The following is a 20,628-nucleotide window of genomic DNA, read 5'->3' on the forward strand; positions in this document are numbered from 1 at the left end:
CGCGAAACCGCGCGCCGGAAAGCCCGTGCCGCGCTGCCGCAACGGCCGCCGGCACGAACCCGTGTGATACATTTCAACGTCAGTCTGCAAAACTACCATATCGCCGCCCGTCCGCCGCATGTCCGACCGTCAGGAATCCGCCGTAGCTGCGCCCGAAGCGGGACCTCCGAAGCACGATCATCCGGTCCTGCGTCGCGTGTTCAGGGTGACGCTGGCAGTCGGGATCGGCACCTACTTCGTCGCGTCCGGCGCGTTCCTCGGGCTGCGTTATGTCCTGCTGCCCCGCATCGACGAATTCCGCCCGCGCATCGAACGCGCGGTGTCCGACAAGCTCCACGCGCAGCTTTCAATCGGCAAGCTTTCCCCGAACTGGTCCGGCATGCAGCCGGGCGTCGAACTCACGAACCTGACGATCCGCGGCCGTGACGGCAAGGTCGCGCTGTCGGTGCCGCATGCGACGGCCGCGCTGTCATGGATGTCGCTGCTGCGGCTGTCGCCCGCGCTGTCGAGCCTGATCGTCGACCAGCCCGACCTGGTCGTCGCGCGTGCCGCCGACGGCTCGCTGAGCATCGCGGGCGTCGGCGTGGGGACCACCCACGGCGGCAACGACACGTTCGGCACGTGGCTGCTGAACCAGGAGGCGATCGTGCTGCGCGGCGGCACGCTGCGCTGGCGCGACGCGCAGCATGACGCGCCGGAGCTCGTGCTGTCGGGCATCCGGCTCGCGGTGCTCAACACCGGCCGCGTGCACAAGGCCGCGCTGCAGGCGCCCGCGAACGGCACGCTGCTGCTCGGCCCGCTCGACTTCCGTGCGCGCTTCAAGCACAAGCCGCTCGCGCCGATCGGCAAGCCGGCGAACTGGACGGGCGACGCGTACCTGTCGACGGGCCCGGTCGACCTGCAGACGCTGGCGCGCTACCTCGACATGCCGCTCACGATTCACGCGGGCCGGATCGACAACGCGATCTGGGCTACCTTCAGCGACGGCCACCTGCATTCGGCGGGCGGCGACCTGCAGGGCGCGGACGTCGCGCTGCGCGTGCGCCCGACGCAGCCGCGGCTCGACGTGCCGACGGTCGGCTTCGGCTGGGACATGCAGCTCGACGCCGGCCACGACTACAAGCTGCACCTGACACGCTTCAACGCGGAGCTCGGCCAGCCGCCGCTGCCGGACGGCACGCCGCTCGCCCGCTCGCTCGCGCTGTCGACGCTGACGGCCCGCTACCGCGTGCCGACCGCGAACCAGGGGCAGTTGTTGAGCGTCGTCGGCGACCGCGTCGATCTCGGCATCCTCAGCGAATTCATTCGCGGCCTGCCGCTGCCGGCACGCCTGCGCAACGAGCTGATCAAGATCGACCCGCGCGGAATGGTGTCGAACTATCACATCGAGGTCGAACGCGCGAAACCCGCGCACGCGGACCTCGCCGACGAGGAGCGGCGCATGGGCGCCGCGCCGATCGTGCGCTACCGCTTCCTCGGCGACCTGCAAGGCATCAGCTTCGCGGCGCAGGAACCGCCGCCCGGGCTCTCGCCGCGCGGCCACCCGCGCGCCGGCTGGCCGGGTGTCGAGAACCTGTGGGGCCGCGTCGACGCGAACGAGACAGGCGGCTCTGCACATTTCGACACGGTCAATGCGGCCGTCACGGTGCCCGGCGAATTCGACGAGCCGCGCCTGACGTTCGACCGCCTGCGCGGCAATGCCAAATGGACGATCACGCCCGCGCCCGGCGAGAAGCACGCGCGCGTCGACGTATCGCTGCCCGACCTGCTCGTCTCGAACCCCGATGCCGAAATCGCGGTGTCGGGCTCGTACGCGAACCCCGGCCACGGCCGCGGCTCGCTCGACCTGCGCGCCGATTTCGCCCGCGCGTCGGTGGCGCGCATCCCCCGCTACCTGCCGACCGGGATGTCCGAACACCTGCGCGACTATCTCGGCCACGCGCTGCAGGACGGCCAGGTGACCAAGGGCGCGTCGATCGTCGCCCGTGGCCCGCTCGAGAAATTCCCGTTCGAACACGAGCCGGACGCCGGCGTGTTCCACATCGTCGCGCCGTTCACCGGCGGCCGCTTCGAACCGACGCCGTACCCGCCGCGCAAGCTCGCGAACGGCACGCCGAGCGTCTGGCCGGCGCTCGACGGGATCGACGGCGTGTTCGAGCTCGCGCAGAACAAGCTGCGCTTCGACATCCACCGCGCACACTACAAGCGCGTCGCGCTGACGAAGGTCGCCGGCCGCATCGACGATCTCGGCAATCCGACCCACTCGCCGCTCATCATCGACGGCCATGCGCAGGGCCCGCTCGCCGACCTGATCGACTACGCGGACAACAGCTCGCTCGGCACGATGAGCGGGCACATCGGCCAGCGGATCGATGCGCAGGGACCGGCGTCGCTCGGGCTCAAGATCACGATTCCGCAGCACGTCGCGCATCCGCACACGCACGTCGAAGGCGCACTCGCATTCGGCGGCAACACGCTGACGACCAATGGCGTGCCGCCGCTGTCGGCACTGCGCGGCAGTGTCCGGTTCACCGAGGCCGGCGCGTCGCTGCACGACCTGTCGGGACGCTTCCTCGGCGGCCCGGTGCGCGCGAACGGCAACTTCCAGTCGCACGGCCCGTACTCGGTAGACGTCGACGGCCGGCTCGCGCTTGACGCCGCACGCGGCCTGAACCTGCACGGCCCGGCCGCCGCACTGCTCGAACACGTGGTCGGCGACGCACCGTACAAGGTCGCCGTGCGCGGCGCACCGGGCCGCTTGCCCGACATCAGCGCGCACTCCGACCTGACCGGCGTCGCGCTGAATTTCCCCGCGCCGTTCGCGAAGACGGCCGGCACGCCGATGCCGTTCAGCTTCACACTGCAGCCGGCGCCGCAAACCGACGGCAAGCGCCTCGAACACGCGGACCTGACGCTCGGCTCCGTGTCGGCCACCTACCTGCTCGACGCGACGCGCGGCCAGCCGCTGCGCGCGGTGCGCGGCGCGATGGGCATCCACCGGATGCCCGACATGCCGCAGGACGGCGTGAGCGCGGCCGTCGACGTCAACGAACTGGACGCCGACGCCTGGCTCGCGCTTGCCCATACGCTGAAGCCCGACACGCCGCGCGCGCCGGAGCCGCAGGCCGCGCCGCGCGTCGATTTCGCAAGCTTCGCGCCGAAGCGTTTCGCGCTCCACTTCGGCACGCTGAAGCTGCTCAAGCGCAACTGGGAAAACGTGATCATCGGCGCGTCGCACGTCGACGAACTGTGGCAGGCGAACATCGCGTCGAACCAGGTGTCGGGCTACCTGTCGTGGGCGCCGGGCGGCGGCCACAACGGCGCGGGCGTGCTGAACGCGCGGCTCGCGAAGCTCGTGGTGCCCGACAGCGCGCAGCACGATCTCGTCGGCCGCGCGATGAACCTGCCGACACCGACCGACCGCCCGATGCCGTCGATCGACCTGATCGTCGACCAGGTCGTCGCGCGCAACCACGACATCGGCCGCCTCGTCGTCAACGCGCGCAATATCGATGAAGCCGGCACGCCGGTCTGGCAGCTCGACAAGCTGGAGCTGTCGAACCCGGACGCAAAGCTGACGGCGACCGGCAACTGGCGCACGTCGCGCCGCGCGCTCGCCCGCGGTGCCGACGAGAGCGACGCACCGCGCCGTACCGTGTTCGACTTCAAGCTCGACATCGGCAACGCGGGCGCACTGCTCGACCGCGTCGGCCTGCCGCGCACGCTGGCGGGCGGCCATGGCTCGGTGACCGGCAAGGTCGGCTGGCGCGGCGGCCCGACCGCGCTCGACTTCCCGTCGCTCGGCGGCCAGATCGCGATCGATCTCGAACACGGCCAGATCCTGAAGGTCGACCCGGGCGCGGCGAAGCTGCTCGGCGTGCTGAGCCTGCAGAGCCTCGCGCGCTTCCTGACGCTGAATTTCCGCGACGTGATCGGCAAGGGGCTGCCGTTCGACAAGATCACCGGCACCGGCCAGATCTCGAACGGGATCGCCCGCACCGACGACTTCTCGATGATGACGGGGCCCGCGAACGTCGCCGTGCGCGGCGCGGTCGATCTCGGCGCCGAGACGCAGGACCTCCATGCGCACGTCGCACCGAAGATCAGCGCGGGCGCCGCCGCGATCGGGGCGGCCATCATCAACCCGCTGCTCGGCGTCGGCGTGCTGGCCGCGAACTACGCGCTGTCGGAGACGCTGTCGCGCGCGTTCGCGCTCGACTACGCGATCACCGGCTCGTGGGCGCACCCGCACATCGAGCGGGTGCGGGGCGATCAGGGTAAGATGAATCACGGTCCGGCCGATGCGGCGAATCATTGAGCCGCGCGTCGAATCGCATACGGTGCCGGGCCGCACCCCATTTATGACGCAACCGATCCCGCGATGACCGACCACACCCGTTCCGCCACGCCCTTCCAGGTCGCCGCGCTGCAGATGGTGAGCACGCCGGACGTCGCGCGCAATCTCGCCGAAGCCCGCCGCCTGATCGCGGAAGCCGCCGGTGAAGGCGCGCAGCTCGTGCTGCTGCCCGAGTATTTCTGCTTCATGGGCCACCGCGACACCGACAAGCTCGCGCTCGCCGAACCCTACCAGGACGGCCCGATCCAGCACTTCCTCGCGGAAGCCGCGCGTCGCCACGGTATCTGGGTGATCGGCGGCACGCTGCCGCTGAAGGCGCCGGAGCCCGATCGCGTGCTCAACACGACGCTCGTGTTCGATCCGTCCGGCAACGAAGCCGCGCGCTACGACAAGATCCACCTGTTCAACTTCGAGAAAGGCGACGAATCGTTCGACGAGGCGCGCACGATCCGCGCGGGCGATACGGTCGTCGCGTTCGACGCGCCGTTCGGGCGGGTCGGCCTGTCGGTCTGTTACGATCTCCGCTTTCCGGAGCTGTATCGCAGGATGGGCGACTGCGCGCTGATCGTCGTACCGTCGGCGTTTACGTATACGACGGGCCGCGCGCACTGGGAAACGCTGCTGCGCGCGCGGGCCGTCGAGAACCAGTGCTACGTGCTCGCGGCCGCACAAGGCGGCAAGCACGAGAACGGCCGGCGCACCTGGGGCCACAGCATGCTGATCGACCCGTGGGGCGAGATCGTCGCGGTCCGTGACGTGGGCGCCAGCGTCGTGCTCGGCGCGATCGATCCGCAGCGCATCGCCGACGTGCGCCAGAGCCTGCCCGCGTGGCGGCACCGCGTGCTGACCTGAATCCGCCGCGCCGCTTGAAACGCCGCGCGGCCAACCCATCTGCCCAGAAGCACCCGACAACTTTTTGAGAAACCCCGATATCCGCATGAACATCATCGAACCCGGCATCCGCAACCTCGCGCTGGCGAAGGACATCCTGCTCACGCCGTACGGCCTCGACGAAAGCCTGCTCACGCGCACGATCGCCGACATCTTCACGCATCGCGTCGACTACGCGGATCTGTACTTCCAGGCGACCCGCAGCGAAGCGTGGAGCCTTGAGGAAGGCATCGTCAAATCGGGCAGCTTCAGCATCGACCAGGGCGTCGGCGTGCGCGCGGTCGCGGGCGACCGCACCGCGTTCGCGTATTCCGACGACCTGTCGCCGGAAGCCATCGCGCAAGCCGCTGCGGCCACCAAAGCAATCGCGGCGGCCGGCGGCGGCCGCCAGAAGATCAAGGCGGCATCGTCGCTGAAGGGCATCTCGGGCCGCGACCTGTACCTGCCGTCCGATCCGCTCGCGTCGCTCGACGCGACGGCCAAGGTCAAGCTGCTCGAGCGCATCGAGCAGATGGCACGCGGCCGCGACCCGCGCATCACGCAGGTGATGGCTGGCCTCGCCGGCGAATACGACGTCGTGCTGGTCGCGCGCAGCGACGGCGCGCTCGCGGCCGACATCCGCCCGCTCGTGCGCGTGTCGGTCACGGTGATCGCCGAGCAGAACGGCCGCCGCGAGATCGGCTCCGGCGGCGGCGGCGGCCGCTTCGACTACGGCTACTTCACCGACGACGTGCTGTCGCGCTACGTCGACGACGCCGTGCATGCGGCGCTCGTGAACCTCGACGCCCGCCCCGCGCCGGCCGGCGCGATGACGGTCGTGCTCGGGCCGGGCTGGCCGGGCGTGCTGCTGCACGAAGCGATCGGCCACGGCCTCGAGGGCGACTTCAACCGCAAGGGTTCGTCGGCATTCGCGGGCCGGATCGGCGAGCGCGTCGCCGCGAAGGGCGTGACGGTGGTCGACGACGGCACGCTGCCGAACCGCCGCGGCTCGCTGAACATCGACGACGAAGGCAACCCGACGCAGTGCACGACGCTGATCGAGGACGGCATCCTGAAGGGCTACATCCAGGACACGCTGAACGCGCGCCTGATGAAGATGCCGGTTACCGGCAACGCGCGCCGCGAGTCGTACGCGGCGCTGCCGATGCCGCGCATGACGAACACGTACATGCTGAACGGCGACAAGGATCCGCAGGAAATCATCGCATCGGTGAAGAACGGCCTGTACGCGGTGAACTTCGGCGGCGGCCAGGTCGACATCACGAACGGCAAGTTCGTGTTCTCGGCGTCCGAGGCGTACATGATCGAGAACGGCAAGATCACCTACCCGGTGAAGGGCGCGACGCTGATCGGCAGCGGCCCCGAATCGCTGAAGGACGTGAGCATGATCGGCAACGACATGTCGCTGGACTCGGGTGTCGGCGTGTGCGGCAAGGAAGGCCAGAGCGTGCCGGTCGGCGTCGGCCAGCCGACCCTGCGGATCGACCGGATGACGGTCGGCGGTACGGCATAACCGCATCGCGGCGCAGACATTCCGCGCATTTTGAAGAAAACGCGCGGAATGTCCGCATTTTCGACGTGTCCCGGTTGCCAGCCGACCGGCGACCGGGTATAAATTCCGAATCAACTTTTTTGACGAACCGAATCTCCGTCATGTCCGCCAAGTTTTACTTTTACTTTTTTTGGCATCTCAGACCGCTGGCGGATCGAGAGGGTTGATGGCGCGTAAAGCGCAACCGAAATTCCCGAAAAAACCGCCGGCGAACCCGGCGGTTTTTTTTCGCCCTTCGCCACCCGGTCGCCGCCGCAGCGGTCCCGCGGCCCCGACCGAAACCACTGAATTGCCTGAATTGATGAATCTGCCGCACGCGCACTCGCACTGACCGAACCGCGCCCGGAACCAAGGAGAAACAGCATGCCCCCGCACAACACCGACGACGTCCGTATTCGCGAACTCAAGGAACTGACGCCGCCCGCCCACCTGATCCGCGAATTCGCGTGCTCCGAAGCCGCGTCCGAGCTGATCTACAACTCGCGCCAGTCGATGCACCGCATCCTGCACGGGATGGACGACCGGCTGATCGTGGTGATCGGGCCGTGCTCGATCCATGACACGAAGGCGGCGATCGAATACGCGGGCCGGCTGGTGAAGGAGCGCGAGCGCTTCAAGGGCGAACTGGAAATCGTGATGCGCGTGTATTTCGAGAAGCCGCGCACGACGGTCGGCTGGAAGGGCCTCATCAACGATCCGCACCTCGACAACAGCTTCAAGATCAACGAAGGGCTGCGCACTGCGCGCGAGCTGCTGCTGCAGATCAACGAGATGGGGCTGCCGGCCGCGACCGAGTACCTCGACATGATCAGCCCGCAATACATCGCCGACCTGATCTCGTGGGGTGCGATCGGCGCGCGCACGACGGAATCGCAGGTGCACCGCGAACTCGCGTCGGGGCTGTCGTGCCCGGTCGGTTTCAAGAACGGCACCGACGGCAACGTGAAGATCGCGGTGGACGCGATCAAGGCCGCCTCGCAGCCGCACCATTTCCTGTCGGTGACGAAGGGCGGCCATTCGGCGATCGTGTCGACGGCGGGCAACGAAGACTGTCACGTGATCCTGCGCGGCGGCAAGGCACCGAACTACGACGCGGACAGCGTGAACGCCGCGTGCGCGGACATCGGCAAGGCCGGCCTCGCCGCGCGCCTGATGATCGACGCAAGCCACGCGAACAGCTCGAAGAAGCACGAAAACCAGATCCCCGTGTGCGCCGACATCGGCCGCCAGATCGCAGCCGGCGACGCCCGCATCGTCGGCGTGATGATCGAATCGCATCTCGTCGAGGGGCGCCAGGACCTGAAGGAAGGCTGCGAGCTGACCTACGGCCAGAGCATCACCGACGCGTGCATCGCGTGGGACGACAGCGTGAAGGTGCTCGAAGGCCTCGCGGAATCGGTGAAGGCGCGCCGCGTCTCGCGCGGCAGCGGGAACTGACGGACGCAAACAGGCTGGCCGCATGACCCCGCCTGTCGGTGGATTGGCCGTGCGGCCAGCGTGCGGTCGTCATTTCGCTCTGCTAGACTAGCTAACGTTATCTAGCTAACCAGGGGGGCGACGATGCCGACCGTCAACATGCACGATGCCAAGTCGCGGCTCTCAAGCCTCGTCGAAGCGCTTGAATTGGGGCGCGAGTCCGAAGTCGTGATCGCCCGCAATGGTCATCCGGTTGCGCGGATCGTTCCTTACGCGGCGCCGAAGCGAATCGGTGCCGCTCGTCAATTGCTTGCCGGGCTGAACATCCCGACAACCGTCGAGGCATTCAATGCCGGTGACGAATCGATCGCGGCCGACTTCGATGTCAGTTCGGAACAGGGGCTCGCACCGTGAAGCTGCTGCTCGATACGCACATCGCACTCTGGGCGGCTGAAGGCGCACCTCAACTTTCGGCGACCGCCGCCGCGTTGATCGAGCATCCCGAGAACACGCTGTACGTCAGCGCCGCGTCCATCTGGGAAATCGCGATCAAATACCGCAAAGGCAATCTGCCCGTTCACCCACGTGATGCACGCTCGGCATTTCGGCTCGCCGGTTTTGCGGAGTTACCGATCAGCAGCGATCACGTCGAAGGTGTCGCCGCGTTGCCCGATTTTCCAGATCACGCCGATCCGTTCGACCGCGTGATGGTCGCGCAGGCGCTCCATGAAGGCATGCCGCTCGTCAGTGCCGATCCGAAAGTGTGGCGCTATCACGCGACGCTGATGCTGCGCGCCTGACGCCCTATGCGCTCAACAAAAAGCCCGGCTCGCGCCGGGTTTTTTCATTGGCCGGAGCCCCTCCACCCGCGCATCACTCGAGCGCGCCCGAACCGAAGATCTCGGTATTCACGCGTTCCGGCGCGACGCCCAGCGCGACGAGCGCGTCACGCTGCGTCTTCATGAACCCGATCGGGCCGCAGATGTAGTAGTCGGCATCCGGCACGAGCGCGTATTGCTGCACGCGCTCCGGCGTGAGGCGCCCTTCCAGGTCGTGGTCGATGCCGGCGCGATCGTTCGGGCCAACCCGCTCGTACAACACCGTGCGCTTGACGTTCGCATGCTCGCGCACCGTATCGTTCAGCCAGTCGCGGAACGCGTGCACCGCGCCCGAGCGGCAAGCGTGGACGAACCGCACGTCGCGCTGGCTGCCCTCGGCGATCAGCGTCGACGCCATCGACATCATCGGCGTGATGCCGACGCCGCCGGAAATCAGCACCACGGGCGTCTCGACGCCACGCTTCAGCGAGAATTCGCCCATCGGCGCGGTCACTTCGACGATCGCACCCTCTTCCACGCCGTCGTGCATCAGCGTCGACACCTTGCCGGCCGGAATGACTTCCGGCTTGCCGGCTTCACGCTTCACCGAGATGCGCAGCCACTTGCGGTGCGGCGCGTCGGACAGGCTGTACTGGCGCGGCTGGTCGACGCCCAGGTCGCCGACGAAGCGCTTCACCGTGATGTACTGGCCAGGCTCGAACGTCGGCGCCGCACCGCCGTCAGCCGGTGTCAGGTAGAACGACGTGATCTCGTCGCTCTCGCGCACCTTGCGCTCGACCTTGAACGGACGGAACCCGCTCCACGCGGCGCCCGCGTACAGGTCGGCCTCGACGCCGATCAGGATCTGCGCGAGCTGGCCGTACGCGACGCGCCACGCCTCGAGGGTTTCGGCATCGACCGCGTCGCCCAGCACCTCGACGATCGACGCAAGCAGGTTTTCCCCGACGATCGGGTAATGCTCGGGGCGGATGTTCAGGCTCGCATGCTTGTGCGCGATCCTGGTCACGGCGCCACCCAGCGCGCCGAGATTGTCGATGTTCGCCGCATACGCGTAGACGGCTTTCGCGAGCGTTTCCGGCTGGCTGCCCGTCTTCTGGTGCGTCTGGTTGAACAGGTTCTTCAGTTCCGGATGGCGCGCGAACATGCGCTGGTAGAAGTGCTTCGTGATCGTCGCGCCGTGCACGGCGAGGACAGGGGCAGTGGCCTTCACGCGAGCCATCTGGTCAGCGGTGATGTGGGTCATGTTCGTTCTCCGTTAAACATGCACACACAATACATCTTTAAAAATCCATGCTCCCCGGACAAATTGTCGCAGTGCGTCAAAGGGGCAAGCCGTCAGCGGACGCGGCCGCGCTCCCACAGCACGTCCGATCCGCCATCCGTGCGGTTCAGCACGCGCGCCAGCACGAACAGCAGGTCCGACAGCCGGTTCACGTAGCGCCGCGGCGCATCGTTGAGCGTCTCGGTGCGCCCGAGCGCGACGATCGAACGCTCCGCGCGGCGGCACACGGTTCGGCACACGTGCGCGAGCGACGCCGCGCGCGAGCCCGCCGGCAGGATGAATTCCTTCAACGGCGGCAGCGTCGCGTTGTAGTCGGCAAGCCAGCGGTCGAGACGCGCGAGATGCGTGTCGTCGAGCACGGTATGGCCGGGAATGCACAATTCGCCGCCGAGATCGAACAGGTCATGCTGGATCGTCACGAGCGCCGTGCGGATCTCGTCAGGAAGCGTTTCGGCGAGCAGCACGCCGAGGTTCGAGTTCAGTTCGTCGACGTCGCCGATCGCGGCGATCCGCGTGTCGTCCTTGCCGATGCGCCGGCCGTCGCCGAGGCCGGTGGTGCCATCGTCGCCCGTGCGCGTGGCGATCTTGCTCAAGCGGTTGCCCATGCGAATGTCCTCTCGTGCGCGGCCGCAAGGCGGCCCGGTTGCGTTCGAACGCGATTATCGCAGCCCGTGGTGGCGGGCGCAGCGGGCGTTCAGCGTAGAATGGGCCGAAACCCTGCAGCACGGGAGCCGGGCCTGCGCCAACGCGCTCACCCGGATCGACAAGGAGACGTACGTGAATCACCCTGCCCAGCCGGCCGCCACGCGCCGCCCCCTTCCCCCCGCCATGCTCGATGCGCTGCGCGCCGCCTTCGGCGAGCGCGTGTCGACTGCCGACGCCGTCCGCGCCCACCATGGCCGCGACGAATCGCCGTTCGACCCGCAACTGCCCGACGCCGTCGTGTTCGCGCACAGCGCGGACGACGTGCGCGAAGTCGTGTCGCTGTGCTCGCTGTACAGCGTCCCGCTGATCCCGTACGGCGCCGGCTCCTCGCTCGAAGGCCACCTGCTCGCGGTGCGCGGCGGCGTCTCGCTCGACCTGTCGGAAATGAACCGCGTGCTGTCGATCAACCCCGAAGACCTGACCGTGACGGTCGAGCCGGGCATCACGCGCAAGGCGCTCAACGAAGCACTGCGCGACACCGGCCTGTTCTTCCCGATCGACCCGGGCGCCGACGCGAGCATCGGCGGGATGACCGCAACGCGCGCGTCGGGCACCAACGCCGTGCGCTACGGCACGATGCGCGAGAACGTGCTCGGCCTGAGCGCCGTGCTCGCCGACGGCCGCGTGGTGAAAACCGGCTCGCGCGCCCGCAAATCGTCGGCCGGCTACGACCTCACGCGGCTGTTCGTCGGCTCCGAAGGCACGCTCGGCGTGATCACCGAGATCACGCTGCGCCTGCATCCGCTGCCCGAAGCCGTATCGGCCGCGATCTGCACGTTCCCGTCGATGGGCGACGCGGTGCGAACCGTGATCGAGACGATCCAGATCGGCGTGCCGATCGCGCGTGTCGAATTCGTCGATGCGCTCGCGGTACGCTCGATCAACCGCCATTCGAACCTGACACTGGCCGAAGCGCCGACGCTGTTCTTCGAATTCCACGGCACCGAGGCTGGCGTGAAGGAACAGGCCGAGCTCGTACAGGCGCTCGCCGGCCAGAACAACGGCCAGGGCTTCGAATGGGCCACCCGCCCCGAGGACCGCAGCCGGCTCTGGGCCGCCCGCCACAACGCGTATTTCGCGATGCTGCAGTTGAAACCCGGCTGCCGCGCGGTGACGACCGACGTGTGCGTGCCGATCTCGCAGCTCGCCGCGTGCGTCGAGGAAACCGAGGTCGACCTGCGCGCGTCGTCGCTGCCCTGCCCGATCGTCGGCCACGTCGGCGACGGCAATTTCCACGTCGCGATCCTGATCGACCCCGACAAGCCCGAGGAAATCGCCGAAGCCGAGCACATCAACGACCGGATCGTCGAGCGCGCGCTGCGCCTCGGCGGCACCTGTACGGGCGAGCACGGCGTCGGGCTGCACAAGATGCGCTTCCTGCCGAAGGAGCACGGCGACAACGCGATCGATACGATGCGTGCGATCAAGCTCGCGCTCGATCCGCGCAACCTGATGAATCCCGGCAAGATTTTCACGTGCTGACACGGCGGCGCGACGCCGCGCCGCCTGCTGCAGGAGACCCCATGAACGCTCCCGTCGAACTGTCGAGCGCGGCACGCGCGCAGCGTCAGCGCGAAGTCGTGCAGGCGCTGATGGCCGTGCTGCCGACGCACTGCCTGCTGTACCGCGACGAAGACACGGCGCCGTACGAATGCGACGGCCTGTCGGCATACCGCCGCCTGCCGCTCGCGGTCGCGCTGCCCGAAACGGAATCGCAGGTGCAGCGGATCGTGCAGATCTGCCGCCGCATGGAGGTGCCGATCGTGCCGCGCGGCGCGGGCACGAGCCTGTCGGGCGGCGCGTTGCCGATCGCGCTCGGCGTCGTGCTGTCGCTGGCGCGCTTCACGCGCATCGTCGAAGTCGATCCCTACGCGCGCACGGCGACCGTGCAGCCCGGCGTGCGCAACCTCGCGATCTCGGAAGCCGCCGCGCCGTACGGCCTGTATTACGCGCCCGATCCGTCGTCGCAGATCGCGTGCACGATCGGCGGCAACGTCGCGGAAAATTCCGGCGGCGTCCACTGCCTGAAATACGGGCTGACCGTGCACAACGTGATGCGCGTGCGCGCGGTGACGATCGACGGCGAGATCGTCGAGTTCGGCTCGCTCGCGCTCGACATGCCGGGCCTCGACCTGCTCGCCGTGATGATCGGCAGCGAAGGGATGTTCGCGATCGTCACCGAGGTCACGGTGAAGCTGATTCCGAAGCCGCAGACGGCCCAGCTCGTGATGGCGAGCTTCGACGACGTGGTCAAGGGCGGCGAGGCGGTTGCTGCGATCATCGCGTCGGGCATCATCCCGGCCGGGCTCGAGATGATGGACAAGCCGGCCACGCAAGCCGTCGAGGCATTCACGCACGCGGGCTACGACCTCGACGCGAAGGCGATCCTGCTGTGCGAATCGGACGGCACGCCGGAAGAAGTCGCCGAGGAAGTCGTGCGGATGACGGCCGTGCTGCGCGAGCATGGCGCGACGCGCATCCAGGTGTCGCGCAACGAACAGGAGCGGCTGCGCTACTGGTCGGGCCGCAAGAACGCGTTCCCGGCCGCCGGCCGCATTTCCGCCGACTATTACTGCATGGACGGCACCGTGCCGCGCCGCGCGATCGGCCCGCTGCTCGCGCGCATCGAACAGCTCGAGACGCGCTACGGGCTGCGCTGCATCAACGTGTTCCATGCGGGCGACGGCAACATGCATCCGCTGATCCTGTACAACGCGAACGATCCGGACGAACTGCACCGCGCCGAGCAGTTCGGCGCGGAAATCCTCGAATGCTGCGTGGAATTCGGCGGCAGCGTGACGGGCGAGCACGGCGTCGGCATCGAGAAGCTCAATTCGATGTGCGTACAGTTCTCGCCGCAGGAGCGCGATGCGTTCTTCGCGGTCAAGCGCGCGTTCGATCCGGCGGGGCTGCTGAATCCGGACAAGGGCATCCCGACCCGCGCGCGTTGCGCCGAGTACGGTCGCCAGCACGTGCGCGGCGGGCTGCTGCCGCACCCCGACCTGCCGCGCTTCTGAGCATCGCGCGCGGTACGCGGCCCGTGCCGGCGGCCGGGTCGCGGCGGCGGGCCGCGCCCGCGTGGCCCGCTCGCACGACGGCGCAAGCATGCGGCCTGCAATACGGGGCTTAGGGATAGTCGCGATGTGGATTCGCGCCACCCCGGTACAATCGACCGAACAACAAGTCGAGGCAGCAACAGAACATGGAAGAGGACGACATCGTCGCCGGTTGGGCCGAGCGCATCCGCGCCGCCAGTGCCGACGGCCGGCCGCTGCGGATTCGCGGCGGCGGCACCAAGGACTGGTACGGCCAGGCGCTCGAGGGCGAAATACTCGACACGCGCGCGTTTCAGGGCGTCGTGTCGTACGATCCGGCCGAACTCGTCGTCACGGTCCGCGCGGGCACGCCGCTCGCGCAGCTTGAAACCGTCCTCGCCGAATGCGGCCAGATGCTGCCGTTCGAGCCGCCGCATTTCGGCCGTGCGGCCACCGTCGGCGGCTGCATCGCGGCCGGCCTCGCGGGCCCGCGGCGCGCCACCTGCGGCGCACCGCGCGATTTCGTGCTCGGCGTCACGCTGATGAACGGCCGCGGCGAAATGCTGCGCTTCGGCGGCCAGGTCGTGAAGAACGTCGCCGGCTACGACGTGTCGCGGCTGATGGCCGGCGCGCTCGGCACGCTCGGGCTGATGCTCGACCTGTCGATCAAGGTGCTGCCGATGCCCGTCGCCGAAGTCACGCTGAAGTTCGAGATGACCGCGACCGACGCGGTGCGCAAGCTCAACGAATGGGGCGGCCATCCGTTGCCCGTCAGCGCGAGCGGCTGGCGCAACGGCACGCTCGTGCTGCGCCTGTCGGGCGCCGAAGCGGCCGTGAAATCCGCGAAGACGCTGCTCGGCGGCGAAGTCGTCGACGCGGTCGAGGCCGAGCGCTTCTGGGCCGGCCTGCGCGAGCACACCGACCCGTTCTTCAACGGCATCCCGCCCGGCTATGCGCTGTGGCGCCTCGCGCTGCCGTCGATCACCGAACCGATGCACCTGCCCGGCACCCAGCTGATGGAATGGGGTGGCGCGCAGCGCTGGTGGATCACCGATGCCGACGCGCAGACCGTGCGGATGAGCGCGAAGCAGGCCGGCGGCCACGCGACGCTGTTCCGCGCAGGCGACGCGTACGACCGCAGCGCGGGCGTGTTCACACCGCTCCCCGCCCCGATGATGAAAATCCACCGCGGGCTGAAGGCCGCGTTCGATCCCGCGCGCATCTTCAACCGCGGCCGGCTCTACCCGGACCTATAGGGTCTGTTTACCTATGGAATGCACATGCGAATGCCCGAAATCGCCCTTCCCCCAAGGGGACTTCCTCCGGGGCGTAGGGCACGAAGTGAGGAGCGCCGTTTGGCCTTGCCAAACGCCCCGAAAGAAGTCCTCTTGGGGGACAAGCGACGAGCGACGCCGCCATACGGGCGATTTCGGGCATTCCCGTGGAATGGATTCTTTAATTAGGGGTTGTCACGAGAACGGCCGCTCGCCGCGTTGCGCTCCTTGGCGATACGTCAGTATTCGCGGCGTCACGCGCCTCGCAGCGAGCGGCCGTTCTCGTGGCAACGCATGCGCATTCCATAGGTAAACAGACCCTAAATGCAAACGAACCTCGCCGATTTCATCCGCAATACGCCCGACGGCGACGAAGCCGACGCGATATTGCGCAAGTGCGTGCATTGCGGGTTCTGTACCGCGACCTGCCCGACCTACCAGTTGCTCGGCGACGAACTCGACGGCCCGCGCGGCCGGATCTACCTGATCAAGCAGATGGTCGAAGGCGCGCCTGTCACGCGCAGCACGCAGCAGCACCTCGATCGCTGCCTCACGTGCCGCAGTTGCGAGACGACCTGCCCGTCCGGCGTCCAGTACGGCCGGCTCGTCGAGATCGGCCGCAAGCACGTCGAGGCGCAGGTGCAGCGCCCGGTGCAGCAGCGTCTCGTGCGTCGCCTGCTCGCGAGCCTCGTGCCGAACGCCGCGCTGTTCTCGCCGGTCATGCGGCTCGGCCAGCACGTGCGGCCGCTGCTGCCGAAGCGGCTGCGCGACAAGGTGCCGCCGCGCACGCGGCTGCTCGAATGGCCGCACCGCACGCATACGCGCAAGATGCTGATGCTCGGCGGCTGCGTACAGCCGTCGATGCTGCCGAACATCAACATCGCGACCGCGCGCGTGCTGGACGCACTCGGCATCGAGACGGTCGTCGCGCCCGATGCAGGCTGCTGCGGCGCGATCCGCCTGCACCTGAACTATCACGACGAAGCGCTCGACGACGCGCGCCGCAACATCGACGCGTGGTGGCCCCACGTCGAGCAGGGCGTCGAGACGATCGTGATGAATGCGTCGGGTTGCGGCGCGACGGTGCTCGAATACGCGCACCTGCTGCGCGACGACCCGGCCTATGCGGAGAAGGCGCAGCGCATCGTGTCGCTCACGCGCGACATCTCCGACGTGCTGCTCGCGTTCGAGGCCGAGCTCGCGACGCTCGCGCGGCGCCGCGCGATCCATACCGTCGCGTACCACCCGCCGTGCACGCTGCAGCACGGCCAGCAGTCGCGCGGCAAGGTCGAACGCCTGCTCGAGACGCTCGGCATCGACGTGCGGCTGCCGGCCGACAGCCATCTGTGCTGCGGGTCGGCCGGCACCTATTCGCTGACGCAGCCGTCGCTGTCATACCGGCTGCGCAAGCAGAAGCTACTGAAGCTGCAGGCGCTGGAACCGCAGATGATCGTCTCCGGCAACATCGGCTGCATCGCGCACCTGCAGAGCGGCACGCAGATTCCGGTCGCCCACTGGATCCAGCTCGTCGAGCATCTGCTGTACGGTTAGCGCATGCTCATGCGAATGACGGATCGGCGCTGGGCGTCGCGCGCGGCGTCCGTATAATGGGCGGATCGATGCGTCGCGTGCCGCGGCGCATCCGCACCACGCCCGCTTCCGTGCCTGCTTTCGTGCCCGTCATGTCCGATCTCGCCGCCCGCCTCGAATCCGTTCATCGCCGCATCGCCGACGCCGCCCGCGCGGCCGGCCGCGATCCCGCCACCGTGTCGCTGCTCGCCGTGTCCAAAACGTTTCCCGCCGACGACGTGCGCGCCGCGCATGCGGCCGGGCAGCGCGCCTTCGGCGAAAACTACGTGCAAGAATCGATCGACAAGATCGACGCGCTCGCCGACCTGCGTGCGGACCTGGAATGGCATTTCATCGGGCCGCTGCAATCGAACAAGACGCGCCCGGTTGCCGAGCGCTTCGACTGGGTTCATTCGGTCGACCGGCTGAAGATCGCGCAGCGCCTGTCGGAACAGCGCCCCGCGCACCTGCCGCCGCTCAACGTATGCGTGCAGGTGAACATCAGCGGCGAGGCGTCGAAGAGCGGCGTCGCGCCGGCCGACGCGGCCGAGGTTGCACGCGCGGTCGCCGCGCTGCCGTCGCTGCGGCTGCGCGGCCTGATGGCGATTCCCGAACCGGCCGGCGACACCGACGCGCAACGCGCGCCGCATCGTGCGCTGCGCGCACTGTTCGACACGTTGCGCGCCGACGGCCTGCCGCTCGACACGTTGTCGATGGGCATGTCCGCCGATCTCGACGCGGCCGTGCTCGAAGGCGCGACGATCGTGCGCGTCGGCACCGCGATCTTCGGCGCGCGCGATTACTCGCACTGAACGCCACGCCCCTTTTCCGCCTTTCCGTTCACTCACTCGCTCATTCCCGACATCATGAAAATCGCATTCATCGGCGGCGGCAACATGGCCGCGGCCCTGATCGGCGGCCTGATCAAGCGCGGCGTCGCCGCTGACGGCCTGTATGCCATCGACGTCAACGAAGAAGTACGCGCGCGCGCCGCGCAGCAGTTCGGCGTGCGCACCGGCGCAGCCATCGACGCGACGCTCGCCGACTACGACGCGGTCGTGCTCGCGGTGAAACCGCAGGTGCTGAAGGACGTCGCGCAGGCGCTCGCGCCGCACCTGAAGTCGCAGCTCGTGATCAGCATCGCGGCCGGCATCCGCGGCAGCGACCTCGCGCGCTGGCTCGGCGACTACGCGCGCATCGTGCGCACGATGCCGAACACGCCCGCGCTCGTCGGCATGGGCGTGACGGGCCTCGCCGCACTGCCGGGCGTCGACGCGGCGGGCCGCGAACTCGCGTCGAACGTGCTCGGCGCGGTCGGCGAGATCGTGTGGTTCGACGACGAATCGAAGCTCGACGCTGTCACCGCGATCTCGGGCAGCGGCCCCGCGTACGTGTTCTATTTCATCGAAGCGCTGCAGGAAGCCGCGCGCCAGCTCGGCATGAACGACGAACAGGGCCGCGCACTCGCGGTCGCGACGTTCACGGGCGCGGCGCAACTCGCCGCGCAATCGGGCGAGCCCGCGAGCGTGCTGCGCGAGCGCGTGACGTCGAAGGGCGGCACGACGGCCGCCGCGCTCGCGTCGTTCGACGCGCAAGGCGTGAAGGATGCGATCGTGCGCGGTGCGCTCGCGGCCGAAGCGCGTGCGAAGGAGATGGGCGACGAGCTCGGCCGCGCGTAAGCGCACCGGCGGTGCCTGGCCGGCCCGGCGCCCGCTACACGGGTGGAGCGCCCTGCCCCGTCATGCTGATGTGCACGCACAACAAAAAAGCGGCCCAGGCCGCTTTTTTGTTGATGCCGCGTTCCGCACCGCATACCGCCTGCGGTGAGATCGGGAAACTCAGCTCCCTGCCAACAGGTAATGCACGGCGATCCCGGCGAACAGCACGCCGCCGAGCCAGTTGTTGTGCCGGAACGCCGCGAAGCACGGCATCCGCTCGCGGTCCTTGATCAGCGTGTAGTGATACAGCGCGCAGCCGGCCGCCGCCGCCCAGCCGGCCCAGTACGCGAGGCCGAAGCCGAGCGTCACGCCGATCCACACGTAGATGCCGAGCGTCGCCGCGTAGCACAGCATCACGGCCGCGACGTCGAAGCGGCCGAACGTCAGTGCGGACGTGCGGATGCCGATCTTGATGTCGTCGTCGCGATCGACCATCGCGTATTCGGTGTCGTACGCGACCGACCAGAAAATGTTCGCGACCAGCATCACCCACGCGATCGCCGGCACCGTGTCCTGCACGGCCGCGAACGCCATCGGGATGCCGAAGCCGAACGCGATGCCCAGATAGGCCTGCGGAATCGCGAAGAAGCGCTTCATGAACGGATACGAGCCCGCAACGAACAGCGCGACGACGGACAGCTGCTTCGTCAGCGTGTTGAGCGGCAGGATCAGCAGGAACGAGATGAATGCGAGCCCGACCGCGATCGCGATGGCTTCCCACGCGCGGATCTTGCCCGACGTCAGCGGCCGGTCGGCCGTGCGTTTCACATGGCGGTCGAAGTCGCGGTCGGCGTAGTCGTTCATCGCGCAGCCGGCCGAGCGCATCAGCAGCGTGCCGAGCGAGAAGATCACGAGCAGCGGCCAGCGCGGATGGCCGTCGGACGCGATCCACAGCGCGTTGAGCGTCGGCCACAGCAGCAGCAGGCTGCCGATCGGCTTGTCCATCCGGACGAGCCGCAGATACAGGGGAAAGCGGGCAAGCATGGCGAAGCACCGGGAAGATAACCCCGGCATTTTAGAGCCGAGCGGTGCTTCGCGTCATGTCGGCGCGGCTCGCGGGCGGTAGCGGCCGGACGCCAGCGCACTGCCCGCGCCCGCCGCACGTGGCCGAGCCGCGGCACGCATCAATCAAGGGACAGAGCCGGTGCACGCGTGGATCCACGCAAGGCACCGGCCGAGATTCGGCCCGACGGGGGTGGATCAATCAGGGCCGGAGCCAGCATGCCGCGCGCGGCACACTTACGCGAGCAACGACCGCAGCATCCACGCGGTTTTTTCATGAATCTGCAGGCGCTGCGTCAGCAGGTCGGCGGTCGGCTCGTCGCTCGCCGCATCGGCAAGCGGAAAGATCGCACGCGCGGTACGCACGACGGCCTCGTGCCCTTCGACGAGCTGGCGGATCATGTCTTCCGCGGCCGGCACGCCCTTCGCTTCGGGCACCGACGACAGTTTCGCGAAATCGCCGAAGGTGCCCGGCGCGACGACGCCGAGCGTACGAATGCGTTCGGCAACCGAATCGACCGCGAGCCACAGTTCGTTGTACTGCTCCTCGAACATCAGGTGCAGCGTGTTGAACATCGGGCCCGTGACGTTCCAGTGGAAATTGTGGGTCTTCAGGTACAGCGTGAACGTATCGGCAAGCAGGTGCGACAGGCCCTCCGCGATCTTCTTGCGGTCCTTGTCGCTGATGCCGATGTTGATCTGGGCAGCTTGAATTTTCCTAGCCATGTTCCGGACTCCTTATTCAAGAAAGCAGAGCAATGAAAGCGAATCGGGCTATCTGCCTGTAGATACCGCACTACCCGCATACGCGGCCCGCCACGGCGCGTGGCGCGTGAAACGCCGCGCTCAGGCGATCGCGTGCAGCGCCTGCGACACCAGTTCGGCCGCACCGCCGATGACGATGGCGGATCCGACAACGTATCGCGCGACCTCGCCCGGCGTCGCCAGTGCAGCGCGCATGTTGTGCATCATTTGCGTCATGATCGTC

The 20,628-nt window shown here is 68.1% G+C and carries 18 protein-coding genes; 12 read left to right on the forward strand and 6 right to left on the reverse strand.

What is annotated here, in order from left to right; genetic code table 11:
• Window positions 1-118: 118 nt before the first annotated feature.
• The 3 genes from FFS49_RS25820 (at window position 119) to tldD (ending at window position 6,761) form a co-directional block, all read left to right on the forward strand.
• Entirely contained in the window at window positions 119-4,318 is a 4,200-nt protein-coding gene (locus FFS49_RS25820; RefSeq protein ID WP_105815990.1) for an AsmA-like C-terminal region-containing protein, read from the forward strand.
• Window positions 4,319-4,381: 63 nt separating this feature from the next.
• Window positions 4,382-5,209, forward strand: coding sequence for a carbon-nitrogen hydrolase family protein (locus FFS49_RS25825; protein ID WP_105815989.1), 828 nt, complete (start codon window positions 4,382-4,384; stop codon window positions 5,207-5,209).
• An 85-nt stretch (window positions 5,210-5,294) separates the two neighbouring features.
• On the forward strand, window positions 5,295-6,761 hold the full coding sequence (gene tldD / locus FFS49_RS25830) for a metalloprotease TldD (protein WP_039361365.1): 1,467 nt from the start codon (window positions 5,295-5,297) through the stop codon (window positions 6,759-6,761).
• Between the two features lie 110 nt (window positions 6,762-6,871).
• Here the strand turns inward: tldD and FFS49_RS42115 are convergent, their stop codons facing one another.
• Window positions 6,872-7,165 carry a hypothetical protein gene (locus FFS49_RS42115; protein ID WP_171026834.1) on the reverse strand — a complete coding sequence of 98 codons (294 nt, stop codon included), beginning with the start codon at window positions 7,163-7,165 and terminating at the stop codon, window positions 6,872-6,874.
• Between FFS49_RS42115 and aroG the strand changes: the two genes are divergently transcribed.
• The 3 genes from aroG to FFS49_RS25845 all read left to right on the forward strand — a co-directional run bounded on the left by aroG (window position 7,164) and on the right by FFS49_RS25845 (window position 9,016).
• The gene (gene aroG / locus FFS49_RS25835; protein WP_039361366.1) at window positions 7,164-8,237 is read left to right on the forward strand and encodes a 3-deoxy-7-phosphoheptulonate synthase AroG; all 1,074 of its coding nucleotides are present in this window, start codon (window positions 7,164-7,166) and stop codon (window positions 8,235-8,237) included. The genes FFS49_RS42115 and aroG overlap by 2 nt on opposite strands.
• A gap of 123 nt (window positions 8,238-8,360) precedes the next feature.
• Window positions 8,361-8,630: a type II toxin-antitoxin system prevent-host-death family antitoxin gene (locus FFS49_RS25840; protein ID WP_039361367.1), complete on the forward strand. Its 270-nt coding sequence runs from the start codon at window positions 8,361-8,363 to the stop codon at window positions 8,628-8,630.
• Window positions 8,627-9,016, forward strand: a complete 390-nt coding sequence (locus tag FFS49_RS25845; RefSeq protein ID WP_011351011.1) for a type II toxin-antitoxin system VapC family toxin — start codon at window positions 8,627-8,629, stop codon at window positions 9,014-9,016. Before FFS49_RS25840 ends, FFS49_RS25845 begins: the two co-directional genes overlap by 4 nt.
• 73 nt (window positions 9,017-9,089) lie before the next feature.
• Here the strand turns inward: FFS49_RS25845 and hmpA are convergent, their stop codons facing one another.
• Together hmpA and FFS49_RS25855 are read right to left on the reverse strand one after the other, a co-directional pair.
• Window positions 9,090-10,298, reverse strand: a complete 1,209-nt coding sequence (hmpA, locus tag FFS49_RS25850; protein WP_105815988.1) for an NO-inducible flavohemoprotein — start codon at window positions 10,296-10,298, stop codon at window positions 9,090-9,092.
• 92 nt (window positions 10,299-10,390) lie between these two features.
• Window positions 10,391-10,942 (reverse strand): cob(I)yrinic acid a,c-diamide adenosyltransferase, encoded by a 552-nt coding sequence (locus FFS49_RS25855; protein ID WP_039361370.1) that lies wholly within the window; start codon window positions 10,940-10,942, stop codon window positions 10,391-10,393.
• Between the two features lie 172 nt (window positions 10,943-11,114).
• On the opposite strand from FFS49_RS25855, the gene FFS49_RS25860 reads away from it, so the two are divergent.
• The 6 genes from FFS49_RS25860 to proC all read left to right on the forward strand — a co-directional run bounded on the left by FFS49_RS25860 (window position 11,115) and on the right by proC (window position 18,599).
• Window positions 11,115-12,524: an FAD-linked oxidase C-terminal domain-containing protein gene (locus FFS49_RS25860; protein ID WP_105816075.1), complete on the forward strand. Its 1,410-nt coding sequence runs from the start codon at window positions 11,115-11,117 to the stop codon at window positions 12,522-12,524.
• Between the two features lie 41 nt (window positions 12,525-12,565).
• Window positions 12,566-14,059, forward strand: coding sequence for an FAD-linked oxidase C-terminal domain-containing protein (locus tag FFS49_RS25865; RefSeq protein ID WP_039361371.1), 1,494 nt, complete (start codon window positions 12,566-12,568; stop codon window positions 14,057-14,059).
• Between the two features lie 185 nt (window positions 14,060-14,244).
• Complete coding sequence (gene glcE, locus FFS49_RS25870; protein WP_071333943.1) at window positions 14,245-15,333, forward strand: glycolate oxidase subunit GlcE; 1,089 nt, start codon at window positions 14,245-14,247, stop codon at window positions 15,331-15,333.
• A 342-nt stretch (window positions 15,334-15,675) separates the two neighbouring features.
• Window positions 15,676-16,902, forward strand: a complete 1,227-nt coding sequence (gene glcF / locus FFS49_RS25875) for a glycolate oxidase subunit GlcF (protein WP_046544975.1) — start codon at window positions 15,676-15,678, stop codon at window positions 16,900-16,902.
• A 131-nt stretch (window positions 16,903-17,033) separates the two neighbouring features.
• Window positions 17,034-17,732, forward strand: coding sequence for a YggS family pyridoxal phosphate-dependent enzyme (locus FFS49_RS25880; RefSeq protein WP_105816074.1), 699 nt, complete (start codon window positions 17,034-17,036; stop codon window positions 17,730-17,732).
• A gap of 54 nt (window positions 17,733-17,786) precedes the next feature.
• Window positions 17,787-18,599, forward strand: coding sequence for a pyrroline-5-carboxylate reductase (gene proC, locus FFS49_RS25885; RefSeq protein ID WP_105815987.1), 813 nt, complete (start codon window positions 17,787-17,789; stop codon window positions 18,597-18,599).
• A gap of 159 nt (window positions 18,600-18,758) precedes the next feature.
• Here the strand turns inward: proC and ubiA are convergent, their stop codons facing one another.
• The 3 genes from ubiA to FFS49_RS42970 form a co-directional block, all read right to left on the reverse strand.
• On the reverse strand, window positions 18,759-19,622 hold the full coding sequence (ubiA, locus tag FFS49_RS25890; protein ID WP_039361380.1) for a 4-hydroxybenzoate octaprenyltransferase: 864 nt from the start codon (window positions 19,620-19,622) through the stop codon (window positions 18,759-18,761).
• Window positions 19,623-19,877: 255 nt separating this feature from the next.
• A complete protein-coding gene (gene dpsA, locus FFS49_RS25895) occupies window positions 19,878-20,366 on the reverse strand; it encodes a non-specific DNA-binding protein DpsA (protein ID WP_039361381.1) in 489 nt (162 codons plus the stop codon).
• 120 nt (window positions 20,367-20,486) lie between these two features.
• Entirely contained in the window at window positions 20,487-20,621 is a 135-nt protein-coding gene (locus FFS49_RS42970; RefSeq protein ID WP_256093560.1) for a hypothetical protein, read from the reverse strand.
• Between the last annotated feature and the right edge of the window lie 7 nt (window positions 20,622-20,628).

Source organism: Burkholderia sp. 4NA327C6 (assembly GCF_005502655.1).
Lineage (GTDB): Bacteria > Pseudomonadota > Gammaproteobacteria > Burkholderiales > Burkholderiaceae > Burkholderia > Burkholderia contaminans.

Excerpts from the sequence above, each read along its gene's own strand:
- FFS49_RS25820 (WP_105815990.1), top strand. The coding sequence starts at position 119 with ATGTCCGACCGTCAGGAATCCGCCGTAGCTGCGCCCGAAGCGGGACCT.
- FFS49_RS25825 (WP_105815989.1), top strand. The coding sequence starts at position 4,382 with ATGACCGACCACACCCGTTCCGCCACGCCCTTCCAGGTCGCCGCGCTG.
- tldD (WP_039361365.1), top strand. The coding sequence starts at position 5,295 with ATGAACATCATCGAACCCGGCATCCGCAACCTCGCGCTGGCGAAGGAC.
- aroG (WP_039361366.1), top strand. The coding sequence starts at position 7,164 with ATGCCCCCGCACAACACCGACGACGTCCGTATTCGCGAACTCAAGGAA.
- FFS49_RS42115 (WP_171026834.1), bottom strand. The coding sequence starts at position 7,165 with ATGCTGTTTCTCCTTGGTTCCGGGCGCGGTTCGGTCAGTGCGAGTGCG.
- FFS49_RS25840 (WP_039361367.1), top strand. The coding sequence starts at position 8,361 with ATGCCGACCGTCAACATGCACGATGCCAAGTCGCGGCTCTCAAGCCTC.
- hmpA (WP_105815988.1), bottom strand. The coding sequence starts at position 10,298 with ATGACCCACATCACCGCTGACCAGATGGCTCGCGTGAAGGCCACTGCC.
- FFS49_RS25855 (WP_039361370.1), bottom strand. The coding sequence starts at position 10,942 with ATGGGCAACCGCTTGAGCAAGATCGCCACGCGCACGGGCGACGATGGC.
- FFS49_RS25865 (WP_039361371.1), top strand. The coding sequence starts at position 12,566 with ATGAACGCTCCCGTCGAACTGTCGAGCGCGGCACGCGCGCAGCGTCAG.
- glcE (WP_071333943.1), top strand. The coding sequence starts at position 14,245 with ATGGAAGAGGACGACATCGTCGCCGGTTGGGCCGAGCGCATCCGCGCC.
- glcF (WP_046544975.1), top strand. The coding sequence starts at position 15,676 with ATGCAAACGAACCTCGCCGATTTCATCCGCAATACGCCCGACGGCGAC.
- FFS49_RS25880 (WP_105816074.1), top strand. The coding sequence starts at position 17,034 with ATGTCCGATCTCGCCGCCCGCCTCGAATCCGTTCATCGCCGCATCGCC.
- proC (WP_105815987.1), top strand. The coding sequence starts at position 17,787 with ATGAAAATCGCATTCATCGGCGGCGGCAACATGGCCGCGGCCCTGATC.
- ubiA (WP_039361380.1), bottom strand. The coding sequence starts at position 19,622 with ATGCTTGCCCGCTTTCCCCTGTATCTGCGGCTCGTCCGGATGGACAAG.
- dpsA (WP_039361381.1), bottom strand. The coding sequence starts at position 20,366 with ATGGCTAGGAAAATTCAAGCTGCCCAGATCAACATCGGCATCAGCGAC.
- FFS49_RS42970 (WP_256093560.1), bottom strand. The coding sequence starts at position 20,621 with ATGACGCAAATGATGCACAACATGCGCGCTGCACTGGCGACGCCGGGC.